The sequence below is a fragment of the Actinomycetospora flava genome, from assembly GCF_037400335.1.
Lineage (GTDB): Bacteria > Actinomycetota > Actinomycetes > Mycobacteriales > Pseudonocardiaceae > Actinomycetospora > Actinomycetospora flava.
This window is the reverse complement of sequence record NZ_JBBEGM010000021.1, coordinates 57,232-81,487: the sequence shown is the minus strand read 5'-3', so window position 1 is coordinate 81,487 and position 24,256 is coordinate 57,232. Positions and strand designations below refer to the sequence as shown.

Genomic DNA, 24,256 nt, shown 5'->3' with positions numbered 1-24,256 from the left:
CCGGGCGCTCGTGACGTCAGCTGACGGTGGGCTTGCCCGGGCGGTCGGCGGCGCGCTGGTCGACGAAGAGGCCGCCGCCGCTGCGCATGGCGATGATCAGCTGCCAGAGCCCGAAGGCCAGCACGGCGCCGCCGATGATCCCCTGACCGAGGACCATGAGCACGATCCCGCCGGTGAGGGCCACCCAGATGACGATGTCGCGCGCCGTGCGCCGCGCCCACTTCATCCCGTCCGCCCTCCCTCGCTCGATCGAGGAATCCGACCACCACAGTGTGGCGCGACGGGCACGGAAGCGCAGCGCATCGCTCCGCCGGGCAGCGGTCCCCACCCGTTCGCCGCGACTCGTCGGCGCAGCGTGAGCAAGTATTGTGACGAACGACACACGCGTTCGCCAGAGTGGCGCGGATCAAATGCGTTTGCCCGACGCGCTGTACGGATAGATCATGGAGGCTCGCTGATGAGCGGCCCCGGCATGTCCGGGGGCCGTGTCCGTGACGACATGTCGCGGGCCGAGGGAACCGTATCGGTCGCCTCGACGTCATAGATGAGTACCGAAGTGCTCCGGACCCCGGGGCGCGGGCCCACCCCGGGCCGCTCCGAGGACCGACACCGCACGACCCCCGGATTCGAACCGAATGCCCGGCGCACGACCGTGCCGCAGGGGCCGTTGCGAGGCGCGCGCGCGTGTGCGCCTCGCGTCGGGCCCGGCGGCACCACGGCCGCCCTGCTCACGTGGAGCGGGCACGGCCGAGCTGACCACCGACGAGCGAGATTGGACGAGCAGGATCATGGACTGGGAGCTCGCGGCCTGCCGCGACCACGACCCCGAACTCTTCTTCCCCCTGACCGCACATGGCCCCGGCTCCGCCCAGCTGGCCGAGGCGAAGGCCGTGTGCCACAGCTGCCCCCTCCAGCGGGGCTGTCTGCAGTGGGCCATGGACACCGGCCAGGAGGCCGGTGTCTGGGGCGGCACGAGCGAGGACGAGCGTCGGGCCATGCGCCGCGCCGCGCGCATCGGCTCCGCCGCCCCGCACGCCGCCTGAGACGCACACACACGAAGGGCCCGCCCCCCCGGAGAGGGGGCGGGCCCTTCGTCGTGCGGGAGGGCGTGTCAGCCGCGCCCGGTGACCTTCCGCGCGGCGAACTGCAGCACCTGGCCCCCGGTGGAGATCACGGCGCCGGCGATGCTGAAGCCGGTCTTCACGGCGATCGTGGCGGCGTTGCCGACGATGCGCACCGGGTTGTAGTCCGGGGCGCTGTCGCGGACCTGGTCGGCGGTCTGGCGCACGGACCGGTCGACCTGCTGGGCGGCGGCCTCGCTCGCCCGGTTGACCCGGCGGGCCGCGGTGTCGCCCGCGTCCTCGAGCTCCGAGGCGACGCCGGACGACACGGTGGCCGCACGGTCGCCCGCCTTCGCGGTCGCGGCGCCGGCCTCGTCGGCACGGGCCTTGGCCTCGGAGCCGGCGTGCTGGGCGACGCGGGTGGCGTCCTTGGCGACGCGCTCGCCGGCGCGCGACGTCGTCGTCGCGACCTGCTCGCCCGACACCTGCGCGACGGTGGCGGCGTCCTTGGCCGCCGCCGACGGCGACTTGTCGCCCGACGCGGCCTTGGCGGCCTGGTCGGCGACACCGCTCGCGCCGGCCTCGGCCTGCGCGGCGGCCTTCTTCGCCGACTCCTGGACGCGGTCGGCGTCCTTCTGCGCGGTCGCCTTGGCGTCGTCGCCGACCTTCTTCGCGCTCGACGACGCCTTGTCCGACGCCGACTGCGCCTTCGCGCGGGCGCCCTCGGCGTTCGCCTTGGCGGTCGCCTTCGCGGCCTCGCCGGTGGCGTTCTCGGCGCCGGCCTTCACCTGGTGGGTCTCGCGGACCTTGCCGTCGGTGCCGTGCACGACGACCTTCCCGCCACCGTCCTTGGTCACGATCTCGGTCGCCCGCTCGACGGCCTCGGCCTGGGTCGGGGCCTTCGCGCTGGCACGCTGGGCACCCTTCTTCTGCACCTGCCAGCCGTCCTCGGTGGGAACGACGTACCGGTCGGCCATGACAGTCTCAACTCCTGTTCGACGGTGTCTTCAACCGATCTGATGCCCAGGCCTCGACCAGCACAAACGCATCAGTAACCGGCACCGCACTCACCCGTTCAGCGCCTCCGCCGCACGGTTCTGCAATTCGAGGTACTTCTTGGTGGCCTCGTCGCGGATGTCTTCCAGGCGCTCGATCCACGAGGCCTGGGGCGACCCTTCGGGCACCACGACCGGACCGTAGCGCCGCACGAGCTCCGGGCCCACGACCGAGGCGGCGGTGGCCACACCGGCCGAGCCCGCCGCCTGCGCCCAGGCCACCGGCCCGAGCGGCACGCAGCCGAAGAACTGGCTGACGCCAGGGGTCTGCACCACCGCGAACAGCGCGCCCGCGGACACGACGCTGGCGCCGATGACGAGCGGGCTGCGCGCGCCGCCGGCCACGATCGTCTGCCCCAGCTGGGTGCCGACGAGCGCGGTCAGCGCCACCGTGCGGGCCCGCGCCGGGCTGCCGTACGGCGTGGCCTGCGCCTGGACCCACGCGAGGCTCGCGCCGCCCGCCGTGGCCATGGCGCGCAGGCCGATCTCGTGGTTGAGCGCCTCGCCGAGCGAGGCCTCGGGCCCCTCGGCGAGCAGCTCGGCCGCCGACTCGGGCTGGGGCGCGCGGACCGCGAGGGCGAGCGAGGGCACCAGGTCGGTGAGCAGGTTGACCAGCAGCAGCTGCCGGGCGTTCAGCGGCGAGGTGCCCGTGGTGGTGGCGCCCAGCACCGTGAACGCGATCTCGCCGAGGTTGCCGCCGACCAGCACGCCGAGCGCCTCGCGCACCGACGCCCACATCGCCCGGCCCTCGACCAGCGCGGCGAGGATCGTCTCCAGCCGGTCGTCGGTGATGACGAGGTCGGCGGCGGCCCGGGCGGCGGGCGTGCCGCGGCGGCCCAGGGCGATGCCCACGTCGGCCAGGCGGATCGCGGGCGCGTCGTTGGCGCCGTCGCCGGTCATCGCGACCGTGCGGTCGAGGCGCTGGAACGCCTGCACGATCCGGACCTTGTGCGACGGGGTCCCGCGCGCCACCACCCGCACCTTGGGCAGCAGGTCGTCGAGCTCCTCGTCGTCCAGCTCGTCGAGCTCCGTGCCCGTGACGACGATGCCGCCGTTGAGCACGTCGAGCTCCTCGGCGACCGCCTCCGCGGTGCTCGGGTGGTCGCCGGTGATCATGACGACCTGGACGCCCGCGTCCCGCAGGTCGCGCACCGTGGCCTGCGAGCCGGCGCGCACGGGGTCGGTGAAGCCGACGAAGCCGGTGAATTCGAGATCGGCGACGTCGGCGTCGTCGAGCGCGTTGTCGTCGCCGCCGTCGGCGTCGCGCTCGGCGTCGCGCGCGGCGTGCTGGTCGGCGGTGAGGACCTTCTCGGCGACGGCGAGCACGCGCATGCCCTGGCGGGCGAGCAGCTCGGTGTGCTCGACGAGCTGCTGGCGCGTCTCGTCGTCCAGCGGGGCGCCCGAGAACGTCGTCGCGCGGGCGATGACGACTTCCGGCGCGCCCTTCACCGACACCAGGCGGAACGGGCCGCCCTCGTCGCTGTCGGAGGCCGTCTCGTTCGGGGTGTCCACGTCGCCGAGCGTGGCGTGGTAGCCGCGGGACGGGTCGAAGTCGAGCGAGGCGATCGGCCACCAGCCGGGGCGCTTGTGGGCCGGGTCGACGTCGAACTGCTGGCCGCCGTAGACCACCGCGCGGTCGGTGAGGTGCGCGAGCCGCTCCCCCGGCTTGGGGCGCGGGGTGGCGCGCAGCGCGGCGGCCAGGACGCGGCGCTGGCGCTTGCGCAGGCGGTCGGTGGGCCGCAGCTTGATGCCGTCGGAGATCGCCGAGAGCGCGAGGCGGCCCTCGGTGAGCGTGCCGGTCTTGTCGAAGCACAGGACGTCGGTGCGCCCGATCGCCTCGATCGTGCGCGGGTTGCGCACCAGCGCGCCCTCGGCCGACAGGCGCCGGGCCGACGCGAGCTGGGCGGCGGAGACGACGAACGGCAGGCCCTCGGGGACGCTGGCGACGGCGAGGCCGACGCCGGAGTGCAGGTTCTGCTGGAACGGCAGCCCGCGCAGCGCGCCGGCGGCGACGACCGCGGCCGCCGACCCGAGCGCCAGCGGCGTGGTGATGCGGGTCAGGCCGGCGAGACGCTCGTCGACGCCCGCGACCGGTGCGGCGGCCTTGGCGGCCGCCGTGGAGCGGCCGACCTCGGTGCTGGAGCCGGTGGCGACGACGACGGCGCGCCCGCGGCCGGTCGCGACCGTGGCGCCCTCGTAGACCATCGAGCGGCGGTCGGCGACGGTCCGGGCGATCACCGGCGCCGGGGACTTGAGCACCGGCAGCGACTCGCCGGTCAGCGACGACTCGTCCATCTCGAGGGCGTCCGACTCGATCACGCGGCAGTCGGCGGGCACGACGTCGTCGGGGCCGAGCTCGACGACGTCGCCGACGACGACCTCGTTGGCGCCGATGCCGCGCGTGTGGCCGTCGCGCAGGACGCGGGTGCGGATCGAGGAGCGCTCGAGCAGGCCGGCGACGGCGCGGTCGGTGGCGACCTGCTGCACGCCGCCGATCAGCGCCGAGAACGCGGTGACGCCGACGACGATCGCGGCGTCGACGACGGCGCCGATCGCCGCGGAGAGCACCGCGCCGCCGGCGAGCACCGGGGTGAGCGGGTTGTTGAGCTCGTCGAGGAACGCGCGCCCGAGCGTCGTCCCGGTCTCCGCCGCGGCCGGGTCGTCGCGGTGGCGGCGGTGGGCCTCGGCGGTGGTCAGGCCGCGCTCGGTGACGTCGAGGCGCGCCATCACGGTGCTGGTCGGCATGACGTGCCACGGCGTGCGGCTCACGCCGGGGACCACGACGCGGCGGCCCAGCTCGGTGGCCGCCCAGGCGCCGTTGCCCAGCGACACGGCCGCGGCTCCGTTCACGGCGAGCCCGGCCAGCCCGGGGGCGCGCGGCGTCGTGCCCGCCGTGGCCATGACGGCGCCGAGCACGGAGCCGGCACGCGCGAGGTTCACCGAGCGGCCGGACACCCCGCGCGCGACCTTGACGCCCTCGATGAGCAGCGCCGCGGTGCCGAGGTCGTCGCCGACGAACACGTGGGCGCCCCACGGGGCGGTGCCGTCGGGGCGGGAGACGCCGATGCCGAGGTCGGCGGCCGCGAGGGCGCGCCGGTCGCGGGAGACGACGAGCACGCCGGAGCCCGCGGTCTGCAGGTCGCGCACCGAGTCGCGCAGGGCGTCGCCGCCGGCGATCGCGCGGTCGCCGATGCCGGGGGCGTCGCCGCCGATGATCAGGGTGACGCCGGCGCGGCGCGCGGCCGCGGCGAGGGCCTCGGCGGCCGAGGCGGGCTCGGGCAGCACGCCGACGACGGCGGCGAGCTGGTCGTCGCGGCGCAGGCCCAGGACGTGGGTGGCGCCGTCGGTGCGCAGCACGTCGGCGGCCTCGACGGCGCGCGGGTCGTCGCCGCCGGGGACGTCGTCGAGCCCGGCGAGCAGCCAGTGCTCCCCGTCCTCGGAGACGCGGTGGGGTGCGGTGGGCTCGGCCGGGTCGAACAGCTCGTGGACCCGCGGGACGAGCTCGTCGAGGGAGACGGGGGTGCCGTCGGCGTCCGGCAGCGCGAGCAGGTCGCCGAGCATGAGCACGCCGGTGGTCAGCGCCTCGGCGTCGAGCACGACGGTGTCGATGCGGTCCATGCGCCGCAGCGCGGTCGGCTCGACGACCACGGCGCCGCGCCGAGCGAGGACCCGGCCGAACGTGGTCGCGAAGCCCTCGCGCCCCAGCCGGCCGGCCTTCGGCAGCGTCGACAGCGCGACACCGGCGGCCTTGCGCAGGTCGCCGGTCGCGGCCGCGGTGGCGGCGAACCCGCCGGCCGCGCCCATGCCGACGATGTCGCCGTGCTTCTCGATCGGCCCCAGGGGCAGCGCGACGGGGCGCGCCTCGCGGAGCTCGTCGTCGGGCGGGGCGGCGGCGTGGTCGGCGGACTCGAGGAGCCGGGCCTCGGCGTCGTCCCACGTCTCGGTGCGCGCGCGGGCCTCGGCGACCTGCATGGCGCGGTAGGCGGCGTCGACGAGCAGGCCGGTCGTGCCGTGGCCGAGCGCCTGCGCGGCGGCGTTGGACAGCGCGAGCAGGACGTTGGCGCGGTCCTCGCCGACCGCGCGCTCGACGGCGGCGCGCAGGCGGGGCTGGTGGTCGACGAACGTCGCGGCGGAGGCGAGCTCGGCGGGCAGCGGCGTGCGGCGCAGGACGCGGCCGATCGCGGCGACGCCGAGGCCGGCGAGGTCCGCCGCGAGCGCGGTGAACGCCTGCTGCGCGGCTCCGGCCGACGGCGAGCCGAGGGGGACGACGGCCTCGCCGCCCTCGCGCTCCTCGAGGATCTCGACCAGGTCGACGAGGTCGTCGACGACCTCGTCGGCGGGCAGGCCGGCCGGGCCGTCCTCGGCCAGACCGACGACCACGGCGGCGAGCGTCGCGTTGACCGCCGCCCACTCGACCTGCGGGTGCGCGGCGAGCGCCTTCTCGACGGCGCGCCCGAGCTCCGCGCCGGACTCGCGGACGACCGCGGGCACCCCGATCTGCACCCGGCCCGCGCCGCGCCACACCCGGCGGCCACGGTGGCGGAACGGGTCGACACGGTCGAGCACGCCGGCGGCGATGCCGAGGGGGTCCACCACCCGCGCGAGGAGGCCTCGGGAAGGGCGGGGTGCGGGGTGGGAAGCCATGGGGGTGGCTGTCGTCCTCTCGTCGAATCGGGTCGGGGACCCGAGGCACGCGTCGGCGTACCCGATCGCGGCTCAGCTGGAGCACGCGGGCACGGACGGCGCAGCGTCGTGTACCCGGCGTGGCACAGCTTACGGGCGGCCCAGGGCCGAAGGTCGCAACGAGCGCGACCCGGAAGTGGCCGTCGGATGAACGTCGCGCCGGTCGGGTGGAGTTCCGCGCCGGGCGGCACCACCACCGGGTGACCCCGGTCCGCCGGGGCCCGCGGCACGCGACGCCAGGGTGTGCAGGAGGCGGCCCGCCGGCCGCCAGGAGGCGATCCGCAGCGCGGCACTGCGCAGCGTCGCGACCAGCCGGTTGCCCGGCAGGAAGAAGTGGCGCGAGCGCCGCGCCGCGCTGCCGGCCGCGCTCGCGGCGGGCCGGTGCGCCGCCTCCCACGCGGTGAGGCCGGCCTCGAGGTCGTCGGGGTGGGCGGCGACGTGCGTGCCGAGGGTCTCGCCGCCGACCAGCGCGAGCGCCGAGCCCTGCCCCGAGTAGAGCGTGGGGCACCACGCGGCGTCCCCGACCAGCACGATGCGGCCGCGGCGCCACGACCCGAGCCGGATCTGCGCGACGGTGTCGACGTGCGTGGTGCCCGCCTCCTCGACGCCGTCGAGGATCTCCGGCATCAGCCCCGCGAAGTCGCCGTAGACGTGCCGCAACGCGCCCACGGGGTCGGCGGCCGCGCGGCCCGCGGCGTCGCGCCCGTCGACACCGAGCACGTCCGCACGGAACGTGAAGAACACGACCGGCGCGTGCTCCTCGACGGCCATGAGGTGCGCGGTGCGGCCGACCTCGGCGGGCACCACGTAGTCGCCCTCGCGCAGCCCGCCGGGCAGCCGCGGCAGCACGGCGGAGATCACGACGTGGTCGAACTCGTGGCGGAACTCCGACTCCGGGCCGAACACCATCCCGCGCACCGCGGAGCGCACGCCGTCGGCGCCGACGACGAGGTCGAACCGCTCGGTCCGCGCGCCCTCCGGTCCGTCGAGGACGACGTCCACGGCGTCGCGGCGCGGGTCGAGGCGGCGGGGCACGGTCGCGAAGCGCACCGCGACCTCCTCGGGGCGCGCCGCCCAGAGCGCCGCCTCGAGGTCGCCGCGGACCAGCGCGAGCGCGTCGGGGTCCTCGGCGAGCGACGCCTCGACGCGCGAGACGGTGCGCCCGCGCCCGTCGACGCCGGTGATGATCCCGTCGGCGGGCAGGCGGGTGCGCAGCGCGTGCGAGACGCCGAGACGGTCGGCGGCGGCGAGCCCCTCCGGGGCGAGGCGCACGAAGTAGCCGCCGGTACGGCGTGCGGCGGCGCGCTCGCACAGGACGACCGACCACCCGGCGCGGTGCAGCGAGGTGGCGGCGGCGAGGCCCGCGACACCGGCCCCGACGACGAGCGCCCGCGGCTGTCCGTTACGCCCGGTGCGCTCCACGATCTCCAGCGTAGGCGCCGTGCGGAGGGCGGGCCGGGGCCCGGGGCGTGGGCTCGCCCTCATCTCGGACAGCACACGGCCCCGCCACCTGCGAGGTGGCGGGGCCGGTGGTGGTGGCGCCGGGATCGATCCAGCGGCGCGGTGCGGCGTGCGCGGCTCAGGCGCGGGCCGGGTCGACCCGGCGGAAGTGCGCGCACTCGCACTGGGCGCAGTCGTCGCCGAGGTAGTAGTGCTCGTGCGACTCGCGCGGGTGCTTGCAGCTGCAGAGGTCCACGAGCGGGACCCGGGCCAGCGAGGGCGGCATGGGGCTGCGGAGGAGGGGACGGTGGGACCGACGGTGGTCGATGAGCTTCATGTGGAGGAAGTCCGTTGAGGTGGAGGGGTCGGCAAGGGCGGTCGAAGAGCGGTCGTGGGCACTTCGGGCCCGCACGCACGGTGGGTGCGAGCGGGTGGCACGGGGCGGGCGGTCTGCTCCCCCCGGGCCGCGGCGAGCTCTCGCTGCACCCGTGACAGTTCTCGTCGGGCCCGCTCGAGCTCGTCGTGGGCCTGATCACGCTGGTGCGAGACCAGGGCCACCTCGTCCTGCAGATTCACGACCATCGCGGCCGCGGTGAGGGTGAGACCCTCGTCGAAGAGCTCGCGGATCCGGGAGGCGAGGGTCAGCTGCCGGCGCGTCCAGCGCCGATGTCCGCCTGCGGAGCGCTCCGGGCGAACCATCCGACCCGCGTCGAGACTCCGGAGGAACGCCGGTCGAACCCCGAGGAACTCCGCCGCCTGACCAGTGGTCAGTGCGGGGGTGTCCTCCTCGTCGAGGCTCTCGGCGCCCACGGCTTCCGTCGCGTCCTTGCGTTCGTGCTCTGCGCAGTCCGACCCACCATGAGCAGGGCGGACGTCCAGAAGTTCTACTCGGCACTGCAATTTCTGTCAATGCTCCGGCGGGGGCACGGGGGCGATGTCACCCGCCGGGGGTGAGCCGAGCGCGACCGGACGGCGACACGGGGTCGTCGATCAGTCGGCGATCACCGGTCGATCACCCGAATTCCGGAATCCGGTATGTCGTTGTGCCCCGATCCGGGTAAGAGAGGTGGAAGGATGGTGATCGCGGAAGTGGCCGAGGGGGGTGCGAGTCGATGACCGATGTCCGACCGACCGCGCCCGCACCCGAGCCCGGCCCGCTGCCCGATCGCCTCGGCGAGCGCTTCCAGCTCGGCGAGCTGCTCGGCCGGGGCACGTGCTCCGAGGTCTACCGGGCGCACGACCTGCTGCTCGACCGCGAGGCCGCCGTCAAGATCTTCCCCGTCGCCGGCGACCCGCGCATCGAGCGCGAGGTCCGTCTCATGGCCTCGATGGACCACCCGAGCCTCGTCCCCGTCTACGACGTGGGTCACGACGCCGGCCGCGCGTTCGTCGTCATGGCGCTGCTCGAGGGCGGCAGCCTCACCGACCGGCTCGCCGACGGGCCGCTCGGGGTCGGCGAGACGCTGCTCGCGGTCGCCTCGGTCGCCGACGGCCTGAGCCACGTCCACCGCGCCGGCGTGCTGCACCGCGACGTCACCCCGCGCAACGTGCTCTTCGACGGCGACGGGCGGGCACACCTCTCGGACTTCGGCGTCGCCTTCGTGGCCGACGCCCCCCGGATCACCGACACCGGCATCGTCGTCGGGTCCGCGCCCTACCTCGCGCCCGAGCAGGTGCGCGGCGAGGCGGTCGGCGCCCCCGCCGACGTCTACGCCCTGGGCCTCGTGATGATCGAGGCGCTCACGGCGCGCCCGGCCTACCCGGGCGCGCCGCTGGCCGCCGCCCGTGCCCGGCTCGAGCACCGGCCGGAGATGCCGGCGGGCCTGGAGATCGAGGTGCTCGCGCTCCTCGAGGCCATGACGGCCGACGACCCGGCGCACCGGCCCACCGCCGAGAACGTCTGCATCGGGCTGCGCCGCGCCGCTCTCGCCGCCGAGGCGGCGACGCCGCCGTACGCGATGGCCCCGATCGTCGGCGCGGGCACCCCGGACGCGACCACCCGCAACCTGCGGCCGGTCGACGCGACGGCGGCCGTCGGCGTCGAGCCCGCCTCCGCCGAGACGCCGCTCGCCGCGGTCCCGGAGCGCCGGCGCCGCCGGCTCGCCGACGCCGGGGGCTTCATGGTCGCCGCGTCCGTCGCCGCCGCCGTCCTGCTCGCCGGCGGGGTCGTCGTCGCGTCGGCCTGGACGGTCGACCGCGTGAACACCGCGACGCCGCCCGCGGCCACCGTGCCGCCACCGACCGCGGAGGTCGTCGCCGACCCCGGCGGCTCCGGCGGCGGGCACTCGCTGTGGTCGAACGGTGACGACGGCGGGGACGACAGCGGGGACGACGCCCGCAGCAGCACGGGCAGCACGGGCAGCACCGACGGCGCCGAGCGGACCGGGAGCGACCGGCAGGCGGTGGCCGAGCGCCGGGAGCCGACGACGGCCCCGGTCACCGACGGCGGCTCCACGTCGACCGACACGCCCGAGCCGAGCAGCACGACGCCCACGACGCCCACAACGCCCACGACGTCCTCGCCGACCGGCACCACGACGACCGGCAGCACGACCACCTCGCCCACCGGCACGTCGTCGAACCTGGTCCCGGGCCTGCCGTCCCTCCCGATTCTCACCGTGCCGGGCGGGACCACCACGACGTCGCCGACCACGCAGTCGACGCCCGACTCCTCGTCGAGCACGGCGCCGACCACCACGGACTCGTCCACGACGCACGCGTCCACCACGCACCCGACCACCACGCACGCGTCGTCGACGCCCGCGTCGGCCACCGCGTCGGCCACCACCACCACCACCACCACGCACACGGCGGCGCGCACCCGCGCCCTGCTCGACCCGGCGGTCGAGGCCCTCGGCGGCCTGCTGCGCTGACGACCGGTCAGCGGTCGAAGCCCTCCACCCGCACCACGCCGGCCGTGCCGTGGGCGTCGGCGTCGCGCTCGATGGCGGCCAGGGACGCCGCGGCCCGGCCGCACGGCAGCCCGTAGATCGCGCGCACCCGCTCGCTCGCCTCGGTCAGCGCCACGCGGGCGCGGGCCACGAGCTCGGCGGTGGCGTAGTCCTCGCCCTCGGTGACGTGCTCGGTGAGCACCAGCGAGGGCGAGTAGTAGCGGCGCGCCGTGCCGTCGGGCCAGCGCAGGCGGACGTGCACCTCGGGCATGGTGATGATCGTGTGCGGTGATCATGACGGTGAGGTTTCCTAGCGGCTCGACGCGAGCGACCTCACGTCGAGACGCTGCAGGACGCGGTCGGCGGTCTCGGGGTCGACGCCGGCCTCGGAGCGCGCGGCGAGCACCTCGCGGCGCGCGGCGGCCAGGGCGAGCGACTGCACGCGAGTCCACTGGTCGCGGCGGCGGCGCAGGGTATCGAGGCGCTGCTCGTAGTCGGCGCGGTCCGCGGTGTCGTCCCCCGGCGCGTCCCCGGCGCCGCCCTCCCCTGCGCCCAGGCGGGCGAAGCGGGCGCGCATCTCGCCGAGGACCTCCTCCCCCACGGTGTCGTCGACGCCGATCGCCTCGCGGTCCAGCGACGCGAGCTCGGTGAGCGCGGCCCTGCGCGCCCGCACCACCAGCCGGCGCTCGGCCTCACGCCCGACCTCCTCGCTCTCGCGCACCCCGAGCGCGCGCAGCAGCAGCGGCAGGGTGAGGCCCGGGAGCACGAGCGTCGCCACCAGCACCCCGGCGGCGATGATGACGAGCTCGGTGCGGAACGGGAACGGCGCGCCGTCGTCGGTGACGCGGGGCAGGGCCAGCGCGAGCGCCAGGGTCGCGAGACCCCGCATCCCCGACCACGTCAGCACCGCGGCCTCGGCCGTCGTGCGCGGCGCGGTGCCCGGAGGCGACCCGCGGCGTCGCACCGCCACCAGCGCGCCGAGCATCCACACCGCGCGCACCACGACCACCACGACGGCCACGACCGCGGCGTCGGCGACCATCCGGCCCAGCTGGTCGCCGGCGTCCTCGATGACCGCGCGCAGCTCGAGCCCGATGAGCGCGAAGGCGGCCGCGGTCACGAGCATCTCGACGACGTTCCAGAACGCGCTGCCCGTCAGGCGCTGCTCGACGTCGTCGGCGTCGGCGCGCTGGCGCATCTGCAGCGCCGCCACGACGACCGCGATGACGCCGGACGCCTCGACGGCGTCGGCCGCGAGGTACACCGCGAACGGCAGGACGAGCGTCAGCGCGCTGGGGGCGACGGGGTCGGTGAGCCGGTCGGCCAGCTGCCCGGCGAGCCACGCCGCCGCCAGCCCGACGGCGACCGCGCCGACCCCGGACCACAGGAAGAGCAGGCCGGTCTCGGCGCCGGGCCGCTCCCCCGCCACCGTCGCCGCGATCGCCGTCTGGAACACGACGAGCGCGGTGGCGTCGTTGAACAGCCCCTCGCTCTGCAGGACGCCGACCAGCCGCCGCGGCATCCGCAGCGGCCCGGCGACGGCCTCGACGGCCACCGGGTCCGGCGGGGCGACGGCGGCCCCGACGGCGAGCGCGGCACCCAGCGCCATCCCGGGGATCAGCCACATCACCGTCGCGCCGACCGCCGCGACGGTGACCGCCACCAGCAGCACGGCGAGGAACAGCACCGCGCGCCACCGCGTCCGGAACACCGACCACGACGCCCGCTGCGCCGTCGCGAACAGCAGCGGCGGCAGGAACAGCGGCAGGATCAGCTCGGGGTCGAGGTCCGGGGCGTCGACCCCCGGCACGAACGCGGCGGCCGTGCCGACGAGCACGAGCAGCACCGGCCACGGCAGCCGCAGGCGGTCGCCGACGCCGACCAGCACCACGCCGACGAACAGGGCGGCGATCACGAGCGGCAGGACCGTCATGATCGGACCCTAGGCTCCTCGTCGCCCGAGACCCTCCGTGCGACCGATCGGCGGGGCCCGGCAAGCTGTGCGCCGTGGCGGGATTCCGGGATGTCGTGGGGCGGGCACTGCAGGCCGGGCTGGACCTGCTGAACAAGCAGGTGGACGGCCAGCAGGGCCGCTCGGGGGGTCGACCGCAGGCCCCGGCACCGGGCGGTGGTGGCGGCGGTGTCCGCAACGCCGCGTCCCGCGACCGCGCGCGCACGGTCTCCTACGCGCCCGACCTCGACGGCGCCGCCGACCCCGGCGAGATCGTGTGGACCTGGGTCCCCTTCGAGGAGGACGCCTCGCAGGGCAAGGACCGTCCGGTGCTCGTGGTGGCGCGCGCCGGGGACGGCGACCTGCTCGGGCTCATGCTCTCCAGCCAGGAGCACCGCCGCGACGACGCGCACTGGGTGCCGGTCGGTGCGGGGGCGTGGGACCGCGAGGGCCGCGAGTCGTTCGTCCGCCTCGACCGCGTGCTCGAGATCCCCGAGCACGGCATCCGCCGGGAGGGCGCGATCATGCCCGCCGACCGCTTCGAGCGCGTCGCCGCCGAGCTGCGCGCCGGCTACGGCTGGAACTGATCACCCCGCGACCCTCCACCCGTTCGCAGGAACGACTACCCTCCAACGCACCGTCCCCACCCGCTGGGCGAAACGCCCGTCTCACCCCACCGCGTCGTCCCGGTCCACCGGGGCGCGAGGGTGTAGGGAGTGCCCCGTGCCGATCGAGCCCGCGTCCGCCTCTCCCGCGTCGTCCCCGTCGTTCGCGGGCGCCGAGCACGCCGAGGAGGTCCTCGACGCGCCCGAGGACGTCCGCGGCACCGTCGTCCTGGGCGCCGGCGTCACCGACCGCGGGCACCGCAGGCGCCGCAACGAGGACTCCTTCGCGCTGACCCGCGCGACCACGGCCGACGGCAAGCCCGCCGTCGTCGCCGTCGTGTGCGACGGGGTCGCGTCGGTCCCCGGCGGCGACACGGCCTCGCGCACCGCGTGCGACGTCGCCGTCGCGGCCGGGCACGAGGCGCTCACCAGCGGGCAGGACCTCGACGATGCCGCCGCCACCGCCGCCGAGGCCGCGCGCAAGGCGGTGGCCGCGCTGGCCCCGGGCTCCGGCTCGGCGCCGGCCTGCACCTACGTCGCGGCGGTGCTCGACGCCGGCCGCGCGGTGGTGAGCTGGGCGGGCGACAGCCGCGCGTACTGGCTGTGTCCCGGCTCGCCCGACGAGTCCGCGGTGCTCACCGAGGACGACTCGTGGGCCGCGGAGATGGTCGCCGCCGGCATCGTCGGCGCCGACGACGCGCTGTCCGACCCGCGGGCGCACGTGATCACCCGCTGGCTCGCGGCCGACGCCCCCGACGTCGTGGCGCGCCACCGCACCTGGGAGCTCGACGAGCACGGCGTCCTGCTGCTGTGCAGCGACGGCGTGTGGAACCACCTGCCCGACCCCGCGGTGCTCGCCGCGGTGCTCGACGGCACCCCCCGCGACGCCGAGGCCGTGCACGCCGGGGTCTGCGCGCTCGTCGAGGCAGCGCTCGACGACGGCGGGCACGACAACGCCACCGCGATCCTGCTGGCGCTCGCGCCCACCGGCTGAGCCGTCACAGCGGCGTGCGCGCCGCCAGGTGGGCCGGGGTCATGGCCAGGGCGATCATGACCTCGCCGGCGTCGGCGTAGACCCGGTCGGGGACCTGCTCGAGCTTCGTGCGGGTGCGGGCGTCGACGCCGTAGTCGTCGGCGACGGCCAGGATCTGCCACCGCCGCAACGGGAAGCGCTCCTCGTCGAGGACCGCGCGGAAACCGGGCACGCCCTCCACGGGTACCGGTGCGCCGTCCGGGCGACAACGTGAGAGGCCCGACAGAGTCGATCTCATCCCACGGGTAACGGCCGTGTCCCGTGGAGCAGCGCGCCCGTGAGCCGGGCCCGCGGGTCGGCGGCGACGTCGAGGGGGTCGGGCTCGACGTCGGCGCGGACGAGCAGGTCACCGAGCGCCGCGATCATCGCGCCGTTGTCGGTGCAGAGCCGGATCGGCGGCACGCGCAGGGTGATCCCGGCGGCCGCGCAGCGCTCCTCGACCAGGCCGCGCACGCGCGAGTTCGCGGCGACGCCGCCGACCATGAGCAGGGTGTCGACGCCCTGGTCGGCGCAGGCGGCGACGGCCTTGCGGGCGAGGGTGTCGGCGACGGCCTCCTGGAACGACGCCGCGATGTCCGGCACGGGCAACGTCCCGGTCCGCGCCTCCACCCAGCGGGCGACGGCCGTCTTGAGCCCCGAGAACGAGAACGTCCACGGCGGGTCCGACGGCCCGGTCAGCGGGCGGGGGAAGGCGATGGCGTGCGGGTCGCCCTCCCGCGCGGCGCGGTCGATCGCCGGGCCGCCCGGGTAGGGCAGGCCGATGAGGCGCGCGACCTTGTCGAACGCCTCGCCCGCCGCGTCGTCGACGGTGTCGCCGAGGTGCACGACCTCGTCGCGGGCCAGGTCGCCGACGCTGAGCAGCGAGGTGTGGCCCCCGGAGACGATGAGGGCGACGCAGCGCTCCGGCAGCGGCCCGTGGTCGAGGACGTCGACGGCGGCGTGGCCGGCGAGGTGGTGCACGGCGTAGAGCGGCACCCCCGCGGCGAGCGCGTAGGCCTTGCCCGCGGCGAGCCCGACCTGCAGCGCCGGGCTCAGGCCGGGCCCGGCGGTGACGGCGACGGCGGTGACGTCGGCGAGGTCGACCTCCGCGCGCTGCAGGGCCGTGCGCACCATCGGCGCCATCGCCTCGAGGTGCGCGCGCGCCGCGACCTCGGGCACGACGCCGCCGAAGCGCGCGTGCTCCTCCATGCTCGAGGCCAGCGCGTCGCCGAGCAGCCGGCCCTCGGAGACCAGACCGACGCCGGTCTCGTCGCAGGACGTCTCGATGCCGAGGACCAGGGGCGTGCTCACGACGTCGATTGTCCTCTCACCCCGACGCGACCCGTCGTCGCCCACCGTGGCCCCGCACGCGGCCGTGCTGACTCGGCGAAGGGTGCCCCTCGCTCGTCTATCCGACCGACGGTGCCCTTCGGTCGGAAACCGTGGCCGGGGTGCCGAGCAGGTGGTCGAGGGCCCGCGCGGACGCGCCCGCGGGCAGGGCGCCGACGAGGGCGTTGCGCAGCGCGACCGCGACCGGCGAGCGCCAGGCCGCGACGTCGCCCGCGGTGCGCGACCGGCGCGCGACGGCCTCGGCGACGGGGCGCCTGCGGCGCTCGTAGGCCTGCAGGGAGTCGGGGTCGCCGGTCGCCTCCTCGGCGAGGACGACCGCGTCGAGGAACGCCTGCGCGGCGCCCTGGCCGAGGTTCGGGGTCATGGCGTGCGCGGCGTCGCCGAGCAACGTGACGCGGCCGTGGTGCCAGGTCGCGGGCGGGCGCAGGTCCGCGAGCGGGTGCACGAGGACGGGGCCGTGGACGGCGTCGAGCACCGCGGCGACCGGCTCGTGCCAGCCCGCGAGCCGCGCCCGCAGCCAGGGCAGGGGGTCGCCGGTGGGCGCCTCGGCCGTCGGGACCATCGCGTAGAGGTAGGTCCGGTCCCCCGGCAGCGGGGCGAGCCCGACGAGGTCGCCGCCGCCCCAGCTCTCGCCGCCCTCGGCGAGCCGGTGGTCGGCCACCACCCGGAAGGCCGTGTGCCCGGTGTCGCGCACGGTCACGTCCGGCCAGAACGCGGCGCGCACCGTGCTGCGCACCCCGTCGGCCGCGACGACGAGATCGGCCCCGTGCCGCCCGCCCGCGTCGTCGTGGACGACGGCCGGGCGCGTGCCGTCGCCGGGCTCGACGCGGTGGACCCCGACGCCCGCGCGGAGGTCGGGGGCGGCGGCGCGCAGCAGGTCGTGCAGGTCGGGTCGCGGCAGCACGACGACGCCGTCGCCCTGGCGGCGCCGCAGGTCCGCGGCGTCGGTGCGCGCCAGCCACCGTCCCGACGACGTGCGGATGCCGCCGCCGATCTCCACGATCCCCAGTTCGCGGGCCCGCGCCCCGAGCCCGAGGACGTCGAGCGCGCGCAGGGCGTTGGGCCACAGCGCGATGCCCGCGCCGGCCTCGGCCGCGTGCGGGCGCCGTTCGAGGACCGTGACCTCCCATCCCCGCTGCCGCAGCGCGATCGCGCTCGCCAGCCCACCGAGCCCCGCACCCACCACGACCGCCCGTGCCATGACCCCACGCCCCTCTACGTCTGCAGTAGCCGATACTCTACGGCTGTAGAGGAACCGGGGGAAGGGACTGCCCGTGGACCGTCGGGACGTCCTCGCCGACGCGGCGATCACCGTGCTCGCGCGGGCGGGCAGCCGGGGCCTGACCCACCGCGCGGTCGACGCCACCGCCGGCCTCGCGGAGGGCACGAGCTCGTACTACTTCCGCACCCGCTCGGCGCTGCTGCAGGCGTGCGTGGAGCGGATGGCGGCGCGGACGCTCGAGGAGATGGCGAGCGGCACCCCGGCGGTCACCACCGTCGACGGCCTCGTCACCGCGTGCGTCGCCACGGTCGGGCGGTGGCTCGCCGGTGACCAGGAACGCCTGCTCGCGCGCTGGGAGCTGGCGCTGGAGTCGACCCGGCGCCCAGAGCTCGAGACGGCCCTGCGCACGTCCGGGGCACGGATCCGCGAGCGGGTCGCGGACACCCTCGACGGCCTGGGCGTCGCCGAGCCGCGGCGCCGGGCCGACGACCTCGTCGCCTGCCTCGACGGCCTCGCCTTCGATCAGCTCGCCGGCGCCGGCCGGCCTCCCCGCGACGAGGCCGGCCTGCGGGCGTCGATCAGCGACGTGGTGCGGGGCTTCACCGCCTGACGCGCTCGCGCCCCACGAGCGCCAGCACCGCGACCGCCAGCACGATCTCCAGCGCGAACGCCGCCTGCTGGGCGATCGCGTCGCCGAGCGGGAAGTGCGCGAGGTGGAACGAGTGGAACACCGCGTGCGGCACCGCGAACACGAGGAACGCCACGGTCACCGCGATGACGAGCCGGCGCTCGGGCCACCACGCCGCGAACGCCAGCGCGACGCCGAGGGCGAGGGTGCCGGCGCCGTGGTCGCGGACGAGGTGCTCGTTGTACGGCGGCAGCAGGGCCACCCACGCCGTGCCGCCGTAGGGGAAGAACTCGTAGAACGCCAGGGGCAGCAGGAGCGCCCAGAGCCCGATGACGAACTGCATCGCCGCGAGGACGGCCAGGAGCACGCGCGTGATCACGCCGTCACCCCCGCCGCGAGGAACTGCTCGAAGGTGACGACGCCGTCGGCGTGCCCGGGCGCGAGGTGGGCGCCGGCGCGGAACCCGCGCGCGATCGCGCTGGGCAGGCGCAGCGGGATCACCGGTCGCCGTCGTCCGGTGGCGCGCGCCCAGGTGCGCGCGAGGTCGGCCATCGTGCGGACCTCCGGGCCGCCCAGGTCGGGCACGCGCCCCTGCGGCGGGCCGGCGGCCAGGGTGGCGAGGCGGGCGGCGACGTCGGCGACAGCGACCGGCTGGAACGAGGCGCCGGCCAGCACGGGCAGGACCCCGGCGCGGGCGGAGGTCGCGAAGAGCGTCGCGAGCAGGTCGTGGAACTGGGTCGCGCGCAGGATCGTGAACGGCAGCCCGGAGCCGGCGACGAGCTCCTCGCTGCGGACCTTCTCGCGGTAGTAGCCCAGCGGGATGCGGTCGGCGCCGACGATCGAGATGTGCACGAGGTGCCCGACGCCGGCCTTCCGCGCCGCCTCGACGACGCGCGCCGTCGACGCCGAGTCGCCCTTGGGGCGCCCGGCGAGGTGCAGCACCGTCGACACGCCCGCCGTCGCGGCGTCGAGGCCCTCGCCGGTGTCGAGGTCGGCGACCGCGCGCCCCGGTCCCGCCCGGCGGCTCAGGACGCGCGGGTCGTCGAGCAGCGGCACCAGGGCCCGCCCCAGCGTTCCCGTCCCCCCGGTCACCAGCACGGTCATGACGTCCTCCCGGTCTCCGCGGGCGCCCCGGCGGCGCCCGTCAGGAAGGTCGACCGGACAGCCCCTCGGAACGTGACACCTGCCCGGCGAGGAAGGCGAGCTTGTCGGGGTTGCGCAGGATCCGGACGGCCCGCACCTCCCCGTCCCCCTCGACCGCCATGACACCGTCCAGCCGGCCGCCGAGGAAGGCGAGCACCGCCGGCGCGCCGTTGACCTCGGCCGCCGCCCCGGTGCCCTGCCAGCGGCCGGGCCCGAGAATGCCGACGAGGAACCGCGCCACCGCCTCCCGGCCGTGCACCGGCCGCCGCGCCGCCGTGACCTTCCCGCCGCCGTCCGACCACAGGGTGACGTCGGCGGCCAGCAGCGCCTCGAGACCGGCGAGGTCGCCGTCGCGGGCCGCCGCCACGAAGCGGGCGAGCAGCGGGCCCACGTCGGCCGGGGTCGTCGACACCGTCGGGACGGCCGCGAGGTGCCGCCGCGCCCGCGTGTGGAGCTGGCGCGAGCCGGCCTCGGTGACGTCGAGGACCGCCGCGACCTCGGCGTGGCTGTGCCCGAACGCCTCGCGCAGCACGTAGACGGCGCGCTCCGGCGGGGTCAGGCGCTCCAGCGTCGTCAGCAGGGCGAGCGACACCGACTCGCGCTCCTCGACGGTCGCCGCCGGGCCCGCGGCCGGATCGGTGGTGAGGATCGGCTCGGGCAGCCACGGGCCGACGTAGGTCTCGCGGCGGGCGCGCGCGGAGTCGAGGCGGTTGAGGCAGAGCCGGGTGACGACGGTGGTCAGCCAGGCGGCCGGGTTGTCGACACCCGCTCCGTGCCCCGCCCAGCGCAGCCACGCGTCCTGGACGACGTCCTCGGCGTCGTGCGCGGACCCGAGCATCCGGTAGGCGAGCCCGAACAGGCGGGGGCGCTGCCCGGCGAAGACCGCGGTGGCGTGATCCACACGCCCATCCTGCCCGGGAGCGCTTGCCTTCGAGCGTACTCGAAGTCCTACGGTCGTCCTCGTGAGCGTGACGACGGACCGGCTGCGGGGCCTCATCGAGACGACCGAGGGCGAGCTGCCCCCGCTCACGGTCGAGCTCGTCCGGGACCTCGAGATCCCCGACCACATGACGATCGCCGACGTCGCCGGGCTGACCGGGCTGTCGGCCCACACGCTGCGCTACTACGAGCGCATCGGCCTGGTGGAGGTGCCGCGCGACGCCGCGGGCCGCCGCCTCTACGACCGCGAGGCGGTCGGGCGGGTCGTGTTCATCACCCGCCTGCGCGACTCGGACATGCCGATCGCGGCGATCGCCCGCTACGTCGAGCTCGTCAAGCAGGGCCCGAGCACCGAGCCCGAGCGCCTGGCGCTGCTCGAGGCCCACCGCGACGACATCCTCAACCGCCTGCACGACCTGCAGGCCGCGCTCGCCGTCGTCGACTACAAGATCACGACCTACGGCGGGGCCTGCGGCTCGTAACCGTCCGCGCTCCCCACCCCGGCCGACCGCCGGGGCGCTGCATCCTGCCCGTCATCCGGAGGAGAACCATGTCCGACCGCCGTCTCGGCCCGCTGCCCGTCCCGTCGCTCGGCCTGGGCTGCATGGGACTGAACTGGGCCTACGGACCGGCCGACCGCGACGAGTCGATCGCGACCGTCCGGCGCGCCCTCGACCTCGGTGTCACCTTCCTCGACACCGCCGACGTCTACGCGAACGGCGAGAACGAGCGTCTCGTCGGCGAGGCGATCGCCGGGCGCCGCGAGGAGGTCACGCTCGCGACGAAGTTCGGCATCCAGACCGACCCGGGCACCGGCTACCCGAACGGCCAGGTGGACGGGTCGCCGGAGTACGTGCGGCGTTCCGTCGACGGCTCGCTGCAGCGGCTCGGTGTCGACCACGTCGACCTGTACTACCTGCACCGCCCCGACCCGGCGACGCCGGTCGAGGACACCGTCGGCGCGATGGCCGAGCTCGTCACCGCCGGCAAGGTGCGCCACCTCGGCCTGTCCGAGGCGTCGGCCGGGACCGTGCACCGCGCGGCCGCGGTGGCGCCGATCGCGGCGCTGCAGTCGGAGTGGTCGCTGTTCAGCCGCGACATCGAGGCGTCGGTCGTGCCCGCCGCGCGGGAGCACGGCATCGGCCTGGTGCCCTACAGCCCGCTCGGGCGCGGGATGCTCACCGACGCGTCGGTCCGCGACCTCGCGAGCGACGACTTCCGCCGCCGGCTCCCCCGCTTCGCCGAGGGCGCCCTGGAGGAGAACCTGGCGCTCGTGGAGCAGGTCCGGGAGATCGCCGCGCGCCGGGGCGCGACGCCGGCGCAGGTCGCGCTGGCGTGGCTGCTCGCCCAGGGAGACGACGTCGTGCCGATCCCCGGCACCAAGCGCCGCACCTACCTCGAGGAGAACCTGGGGGCGCGCGACGTCGTGCTCGAGGCCGACGACGTCGCGGCGCTGTCGTCGCTGGTGCCGACCGGCGACCGCACCGGCGACATGACGTGGGTCAACCGGGACACCGCGGCACGGGCCTGACGCGTTTCCCAAGAATTGTTCAAGGGACACCGTCACTTCTGGAAAGAATGCACGGTCGCGGTGGCGGAATGAGAATCGTCGGCTAATCTTCGTCGCATCACGGCCCGGTCACGCTCCCCCGCTCCCCGACCGGGCCGTCGACAGAGGTGACCCCGACCCCATGACCGCTGCTGCCCTCCCCCGCTCGCCCCACCAGTTCACGACCGTCCTCGGCGTCGCCGTCGGCGCCGTCGGGGCGGCCGTGCTCGGTGCGCACACCGGTGACCTGCCGCTGCCCGACGTCGGGCCCGCGACGGCCGAGATGGACCTGGCCGCGGCCCACACCTCGACGGCTCCGGTGGCCCCGGTCGCCGCCGACGTCACCGCCGCGTCCGCCACCGTCCCGGAACTGACCAAGGCGGCCGGGCGCCACGCGCAGGACCAGAAGATCGAGAATGCGATCGACCGGTTCGAGTCCCGCATCGGCACCACGCGCTACGAGGGCTATTGCGAGCGTGCGGTCGAGAACGCGTACGGCACGCAGCACCACTACGCCAGCGCCCGCGAGGACTGGCGCTCGCAGGACCAGCACACGGACTGGCGCCACGCCCCGCGCGGCGCGATGGTCTTCTACGACACCTCCGCGAACGCCCACGTCGCCCTGAGCCTGGGCGACGGGCGCGTGGTGTCGTCGAGCGCGCACGGGAGGGTCGGCATCGTCCCGATCGACCACTTCCAGCGCCCGCTGGGCTGGGCCTACGCCCCCTACTGAGCGGCCCGGGTATGTGAGTGCTTTCCGCCCCTACAGGGGCGGAAAGCACTCACATACAGGTCAGGCGTCGACCGTGTCCCGGCCGGTCATCGCCTTGACGTGCATCTCCTCGTAGGACGCCTCCTTCTCGGGGGCGGGTCTGCTCGTCACGGTCCCCAGCCAGCACCCGAGGAACCCGATCGGCACCGACACCAGCGTCGGGTACGAGAGCGGGAAGAGCGCCGCCTCGCCCATCACGCCGGGGCCGACCAGCACGAGCACCACCGAGCTGACCAGGCCCGCGCTGATCCCGGTGATCGCGCTGCGGGTGGTGAAGCGCGGCCAGAACAGCAGCAGCACGAGCACCGGGACGTTCGCGCTCGCCGCGACGACGACGGCCATCAGCGCGAGCAGCGCGATGTTGGTGTTCTGCGCACCGAGCGCGAGGACGATCGACACGGCCGCGATCGCGACCGCCGCGATCCGCCCCGCCTTCACCTGCTCGGCGTCACCGGCCTGCCCGCGCCGGAACAGCGAGCTGTAGAGGTCGTGCGCCACGGCGCCCGAGCCCGCGATCACCAGCCCCGCGACGACGGCGAGGATCGTCGCGAACGCGACCGCGGAGATGACCGCGAACAGCACCGGCCCGCCCAGGAGCTCGGCGAGCTGGGGTGCGGCGAGGTTGCCGGCCGAGTTGGCCTGGGCGATCTGCACCTGGCCCACGAGCGCCGCCGCGCCGTACCCGATGAACGGCATCGCGAGGAACGCCAGCCCGAGGATCCACAGCGCCACGCTCATCGAGCGCCGCGCCACCTTGGCGTCGGGCACCGTGAAGAACCGGATGAGGATGTGCGGCAGAGCCGCGGTCCCGAGCACCTGGGCCACGGCGACCGACACCAGCTCGAGGCCCGGCATGACGCCGCTGGCCCGCGCGAACAGGTCCGTCGCCGACGTCTCGGCCACCGTGCGGAACATGAGGCCCAGGTCGAAGCCGAACCGCGCGAGGGTGAGCACCACGAGCAGCGCCATCGCGCCGAGCAGCATCACCGCCTTGACGATCTGGATCCACGTGGTGGCGAGCATCCCGCCGACCGTGATGTAGACGGCCATGAGCACGCCGACGACGATCACCGCGACCCAGTACGGGATGCCGATCAGCAGGCCGATGAGCACGCCGGCGCCCACCAGCTGCGCGATCATGTAGAAGATCGTGACGACCAGCGTGTTCACCGCCATCACCGCGCGCACGCCGCGCGAGCGGAAGCGGCTGGACAGCACGTCGGCGATGGTGAAGCGCCCCAGGTTGCGCAGCGGCTCGGCCACCAGCAGCAGGACGAGCAGGAACGCCACGAGCCCGCCGGCGACCAGGTAGAAGCCGTAGACACCCTGCAGCGCGAGGAGCCCGGCGACCCCGAGGAACGTCGACGCGGAGAGCAGGTCGCCGACGATCGCCAGGCCGTTCTGCCAGCCGGTGATCTGCCCGCCGGCCACGTAGTGCGAGGCGGCGCTGCGGTTGCGGCGCCCGGCCCACCACGTGATCGCCAGCGTCAGGGCGATGACGGCGACGAAGATGACGATGGTGATCGGGTCGGCGCTCATCGCCCGACCTCCGAGCCCCGGGCGGCCTCGGCGAAGGCCTCGTCCGCCAGCTCGTCCCACCGCTGCGCGCGCCGGACGTAGAGGCCGGTGAGCAGCCACACCAGCGGGAAGACCAGCGCGGTGAGCACGAACGTCCAGCTCACGACGCCGAGGGCCGGGCCGCTCAGGGCGTCGGTGAACCCCGAGATCACGATGATCACGAGGTACGCGCCGAAGCCGGCCGCGGTCGCCGGCAGGACGAACCGCCGGCGGCTGCGGACCAGCTCGGTGAAGGCGGGGGTCGCGATGACGGCGGCGGCGCGGGGCTCGCGCCGGTCGTCGGGCCGGTCGTCCATGGGCTCTCCTGGGTGCGGGGTGGTCGAGGCGTCGTGGAGCGCCCGGCCGCCGGGGCGGCGGTCGGGTGGTGACGAGCGGGA

The 24,256-nt window shown here is 75.8% G+C and carries 24 protein-coding genes; 8 read left to right on the top strand and 16 right to left on the bottom strand.

Annotated elements, in window-relative coordinates; all coding sequences use genetic code 11:
- Positions 1–16: 16 nt before the first annotated feature.
- The gene (locus WCD58_RS31925; RefSeq protein WP_337707179.1) at positions 17–226 is read right to left on the bottom strand and encodes a hypothetical protein; all 210 of its coding nucleotides are present in this window, start codon (positions 224–226) and stop codon (positions 17–19) included.
- A 562-nt stretch (positions 227–788) separates the two neighbouring features.
- On the opposite strand from WCD58_RS31925, the gene WCD58_RS31920 reads away from it, so the two are divergent.
- Entirely contained in the window at positions 789–1,043 is a 255-nt protein-coding gene (locus WCD58_RS31920; protein ID WP_337707178.1) for a WhiB family transcriptional regulator, read from the top strand.
- A gap of 68 nt (positions 1,044–1,111) precedes the next feature.
- Here the strand turns inward: WCD58_RS31920 and WCD58_RS31915 are convergent, their stop codons facing one another.
- The 5 genes from WCD58_RS31915 to WCD58_RS31895 form a co-directional block, all read right to left on the bottom strand.
- Positions 1,112–2,038 (bottom strand): DUF2188 domain-containing protein, encoded by a 927-nt coding sequence (locus WCD58_RS31915; protein ID WP_337707177.1) that lies wholly within the window; start codon positions 2,036–2,038, stop codon positions 1,112–1,114.
- Positions 2,039–2,128: 90 nt separating this feature from the next.
- Positions 2,129–6,712, bottom strand: a complete 4,584-nt coding sequence (locus WCD58_RS31910; RefSeq protein WP_337707176.1) for a cation-translocating P-type ATPase — start codon at positions 6,710–6,712, stop codon at positions 2,129–2,131.
- 177 nt (positions 6,713–6,889) lie between these two features.
- Positions 6,890–8,221: an FAD-dependent monooxygenase gene (locus WCD58_RS31905; RefSeq protein WP_337707175.1), complete on the bottom strand. Its 1,332-nt coding sequence runs from the start codon at positions 8,219–8,221 to the stop codon at positions 6,890–6,892.
- A 157-nt stretch (positions 8,222–8,378) separates the two neighbouring features.
- The gene (locus tag WCD58_RS31900) at positions 8,379–8,576 is read right to left on the bottom strand and encodes a hypothetical protein (RefSeq protein WP_337707174.1); all 198 of its coding nucleotides are present in this window, start codon (positions 8,574–8,576) and stop codon (positions 8,379–8,381) included.
- Positions 8,573–9,049 (bottom strand): MerR family transcriptional regulator, encoded by a 477-nt coding sequence (locus WCD58_RS31895; protein ID WP_337707173.1) that lies wholly within the window; start codon positions 9,047–9,049, stop codon positions 8,573–8,575. The genes WCD58_RS31900 and WCD58_RS31895 overlap by 4 nt, the downstream gene beginning before the upstream one ends.
- A gap of 302 nt (positions 9,050–9,351) precedes the next feature.
- Between WCD58_RS31895 and WCD58_RS31890 the strand changes: the two genes are divergently transcribed.
- Complete coding sequence (locus WCD58_RS31890) at positions 9,352–11,112, top strand: serine/threonine-protein kinase (RefSeq protein WP_337707172.1); 1,761 nt, start codon at positions 9,352–9,354, stop codon at positions 11,110–11,112.
- A gap of 7 nt (positions 11,113–11,119) precedes the next feature.
- Here the strand turns inward: WCD58_RS31890 and WCD58_RS31885 are convergent, their stop codons facing one another.
- Positions 11,120–11,401 (bottom strand): MSMEG_0570 family nitrogen starvation response protein, encoded by a 282-nt coding sequence (locus WCD58_RS31885; protein WP_337707171.1) that lies wholly within the window; start codon positions 11,399–11,401, stop codon positions 11,120–11,122.
- A gap of 39 nt (positions 11,402–11,440) precedes the next feature.
- Positions 11,441–13,063, bottom strand: coding sequence for a Na+/H+ antiporter (locus tag WCD58_RS31880; protein WP_337707170.1), 1,623 nt, complete (start codon positions 13,061–13,063; stop codon positions 11,441–11,443).
- A 74-nt stretch (positions 13,064–13,137) separates the two neighbouring features.
- On the opposite strand from WCD58_RS31880, the gene WCD58_RS31875 reads away from it, so the two are divergent.
- Both WCD58_RS31875 and WCD58_RS31870 read left to right on the top strand, forming a co-directional pair.
- Entirely contained in the window at positions 13,138–13,668 is a 531-nt protein-coding gene (locus WCD58_RS31875) for a type II toxin-antitoxin system PemK/MazF family toxin (protein WP_337707169.1), read from the top strand.
- Between the two features lie 136 nt (positions 13,669–13,804).
- The gene (locus WCD58_RS31870) at positions 13,805–14,680 is read left to right on the top strand and encodes a PP2C family protein-serine/threonine phosphatase (RefSeq protein ID WP_337707168.1); all 876 of its coding nucleotides are present in this window, start codon (positions 13,805–13,807) and stop codon (positions 14,678–14,680) included.
- Positions 14,681–14,684: 4 nt separating this feature from the next.
- Here WCD58_RS31870 and WCD58_RS31865 read toward each other — a convergent pair whose 3' ends face one another.
- The 3 genes from WCD58_RS31865 to WCD58_RS31855 all read right to left on the bottom strand — a co-directional run bounded on the left by WCD58_RS31865 (position 14,685) and on the right by WCD58_RS31855 (position 17,249).
- Positions 14,685–14,891: a hypothetical protein gene (locus tag WCD58_RS31865; RefSeq protein ID WP_337707167.1), complete on the bottom strand. Its 207-nt coding sequence runs from the start codon at positions 14,889–14,891 to the stop codon at positions 14,685–14,687.
- Positions 14,892–14,953: 62 nt separating this feature from the next.
- Entirely contained in the window at positions 14,954–16,009 is a 1,056-nt protein-coding gene (gene tsaD, locus WCD58_RS31860) for a tRNA (adenosine(37)-N6)-threonylcarbamoyltransferase complex transferase subunit TsaD (RefSeq protein WP_337707166.1), read from the bottom strand.
- Between the two features lie 97 nt (positions 16,010–16,106).
- Positions 16,107–17,249 (bottom strand): FAD-dependent monooxygenase, encoded by a 1,143-nt coding sequence (locus WCD58_RS31855; RefSeq protein ID WP_337707165.1) that lies wholly within the window; start codon positions 17,247–17,249, stop codon positions 16,107–16,109.
- A 73-nt stretch (positions 17,250–17,322) separates the two neighbouring features.
- On the opposite strand from WCD58_RS31855, the gene WCD58_RS31850 reads away from it, so the two are divergent.
- Positions 17,323–17,880: a TetR/AcrR family transcriptional regulator gene (locus WCD58_RS31850; RefSeq protein ID WP_337707164.1), complete on the top strand. Its 558-nt coding sequence runs from the start codon at positions 17,323–17,325 to the stop codon at positions 17,878–17,880.
- Here WCD58_RS31850 and WCD58_RS31845 read toward each other — a convergent pair.
- Genes WCD58_RS31845 through sigJ form a run of 3 tightly spaced genes read right to left on the bottom strand, consistent with a single transcriptional unit; the run spans position 17,870 to position 19,942 of the window.
- Positions 17,870–18,277 carry a hypothetical protein gene (locus WCD58_RS31845; protein WP_337707163.1) on the bottom strand — a complete coding sequence of 136 codons (408 nt, stop codon included), beginning with the start codon at positions 18,275–18,277 and terminating at the stop codon, positions 17,870–17,872. The genes WCD58_RS31850 and WCD58_RS31845 overlap by 11 nt on opposite strands.
- Positions 18,274–19,002, bottom strand: a complete 729-nt coding sequence (locus tag WCD58_RS31840; protein WP_337707162.1) for an SDR family oxidoreductase — start codon at positions 19,000–19,002, stop codon at positions 18,274–18,276. The genes WCD58_RS31845 and WCD58_RS31840 overlap by 4 nt, the downstream gene beginning before the upstream one ends.
- Before the next feature lie 40 nt (positions 19,003–19,042).
- On the bottom strand, positions 19,043–19,942 hold the full coding sequence (sigJ, locus tag WCD58_RS31835; RefSeq protein WP_337707161.1) for an RNA polymerase sigma factor SigJ: 900 nt from the start codon (positions 19,940–19,942) through the stop codon (positions 19,043–19,045).
- 61 nt (positions 19,943–20,003) lie between these two features.
- Here sigJ and WCD58_RS31830 point away from each other — a divergent pair, with 61 nt between their 5' ends.
- From WCD58_RS31830 to WCD58_RS31820, 3 genes are all read left to right on the top strand, one after another.
- Positions 20,004–20,462, top strand: coding sequence for a MerR family transcriptional regulator (locus WCD58_RS31830; RefSeq protein WP_337707160.1), 459 nt, complete (start codon positions 20,004–20,006; stop codon positions 20,460–20,462).
- A 68-nt stretch (positions 20,463–20,530) separates the two neighbouring features.
- Positions 20,531–21,511: an aldo/keto reductase gene (locus tag WCD58_RS31825; RefSeq protein WP_337707159.1), complete on the top strand. Its 981-nt coding sequence runs from the start codon at positions 20,531–20,533 to the stop codon at positions 21,509–21,511.
- A gap of 160 nt (positions 21,512–21,671) precedes the next feature.
- Positions 21,672–22,262, top strand: a complete 591-nt coding sequence (locus WCD58_RS31820) for a C40 family peptidase (protein WP_337707158.1) — start codon at positions 21,672–21,674, stop codon at positions 22,260–22,262.
- A 60-nt stretch (positions 22,263–22,322) separates the two neighbouring features.
- On the opposite strand, the gene WCD58_RS31815 is transcribed toward WCD58_RS31820, so the two are convergent.
- Both WCD58_RS31815 and WCD58_RS31810 read right to left on the bottom strand, forming a co-directional pair.
- Entirely contained in the window at positions 22,323–23,840 is a 1,518-nt protein-coding gene (locus tag WCD58_RS31815; protein WP_337707157.1) for a solute symporter family protein, read from the bottom strand.
- Positions 23,837–24,175 carry a DUF485 domain-containing protein gene (locus WCD58_RS31810; protein ID WP_337707156.1) on the bottom strand — a complete coding sequence of 113 codons (339 nt, stop codon included), beginning with the start codon at positions 24,173–24,175 and terminating at the stop codon, positions 23,837–23,839. The genes WCD58_RS31815 and WCD58_RS31810 overlap by 4 nt, the downstream gene beginning before the upstream one ends.
- Between the last annotated feature and the right edge of the window lie 81 nt (positions 24,176–24,256).

Coding starts and splice junctions, on each gene's coding strand:
- WCD58_RS31925 (WP_337707179.1), bottom strand. CDS start 226: ATGAAGTGGGCGCGGCGCACGGCGCGCGACATCGTCATCTGGGTGGCC.
- WCD58_RS31920 (WP_337707178.1), top strand. CDS start 789: ATGGACTGGGAGCTCGCGGCCTGCCGCGACCACGACCCCGAACTCTTC.
- WCD58_RS31915 (WP_337707177.1), bottom strand. CDS start 2,038: ATGGCCGACCGGTACGTCGTTCCCACCGAGGACGGCTGGCAGGTGCAG.
- WCD58_RS31900 (WP_337707174.1), bottom strand. CDS start 8,576: ATGAAGCTCATCGACCACCGTCGGTCCCACCGTCCCCTCCTCCGCAGC.
- WCD58_RS31890 (WP_337707172.1), top strand. CDS start 9,352: ATGACCGATGTCCGACCGACCGCGCCCGCACCCGAGCCCGGCCCGCTG.
- WCD58_RS31885 (WP_337707171.1), bottom strand. CDS start 11,401: ATGCCCGAGGTGCACGTCCGCCTGCGCTGGCCCGACGGCACGGCGCGC.
- WCD58_RS31880 (WP_337707170.1), bottom strand. CDS start 13,063: ATGACGGTCCTGCCGCTCGTGATCGCCGCCCTGTTCGTCGGCGTGGTG.
- WCD58_RS31855 (WP_337707165.1), bottom strand. CDS start 17,249: ATGGCACGGGCGGTCGTGGTGGGTGCGGGGCTCGGTGGGCTGGCGAGC.
- WCD58_RS31840 (WP_337707162.1), bottom strand. CDS start 19,002: ATGACCGTGCTGGTGACCGGGGGGACGGGAACGCTGGGGCGGGCCCTG.
- WCD58_RS31825 (WP_337707159.1), top strand. CDS start 20,531: ATGTCCGACCGCCGTCTCGGCCCGCTGCCCGTCCCGTCGCTCGGCCTG.
- WCD58_RS31820 (WP_337707158.1), top strand. CDS start 21,672: ATGACCGCTGCTGCCCTCCCCCGCTCGCCCCACCAGTTCACGACCGTC.
- WCD58_RS31815 (WP_337707157.1), bottom strand. CDS start 23,840: ATGAGCGCCGACCCGATCACCATCGTCATCTTCGTCGCCGTCATCGCC.
- WCD58_RS31810 (WP_337707156.1), bottom strand. CDS start 24,175: ATGGACGACCGGCCCGACGACCGGCGCGAGCCCCGCGCCGCCGCCGTC.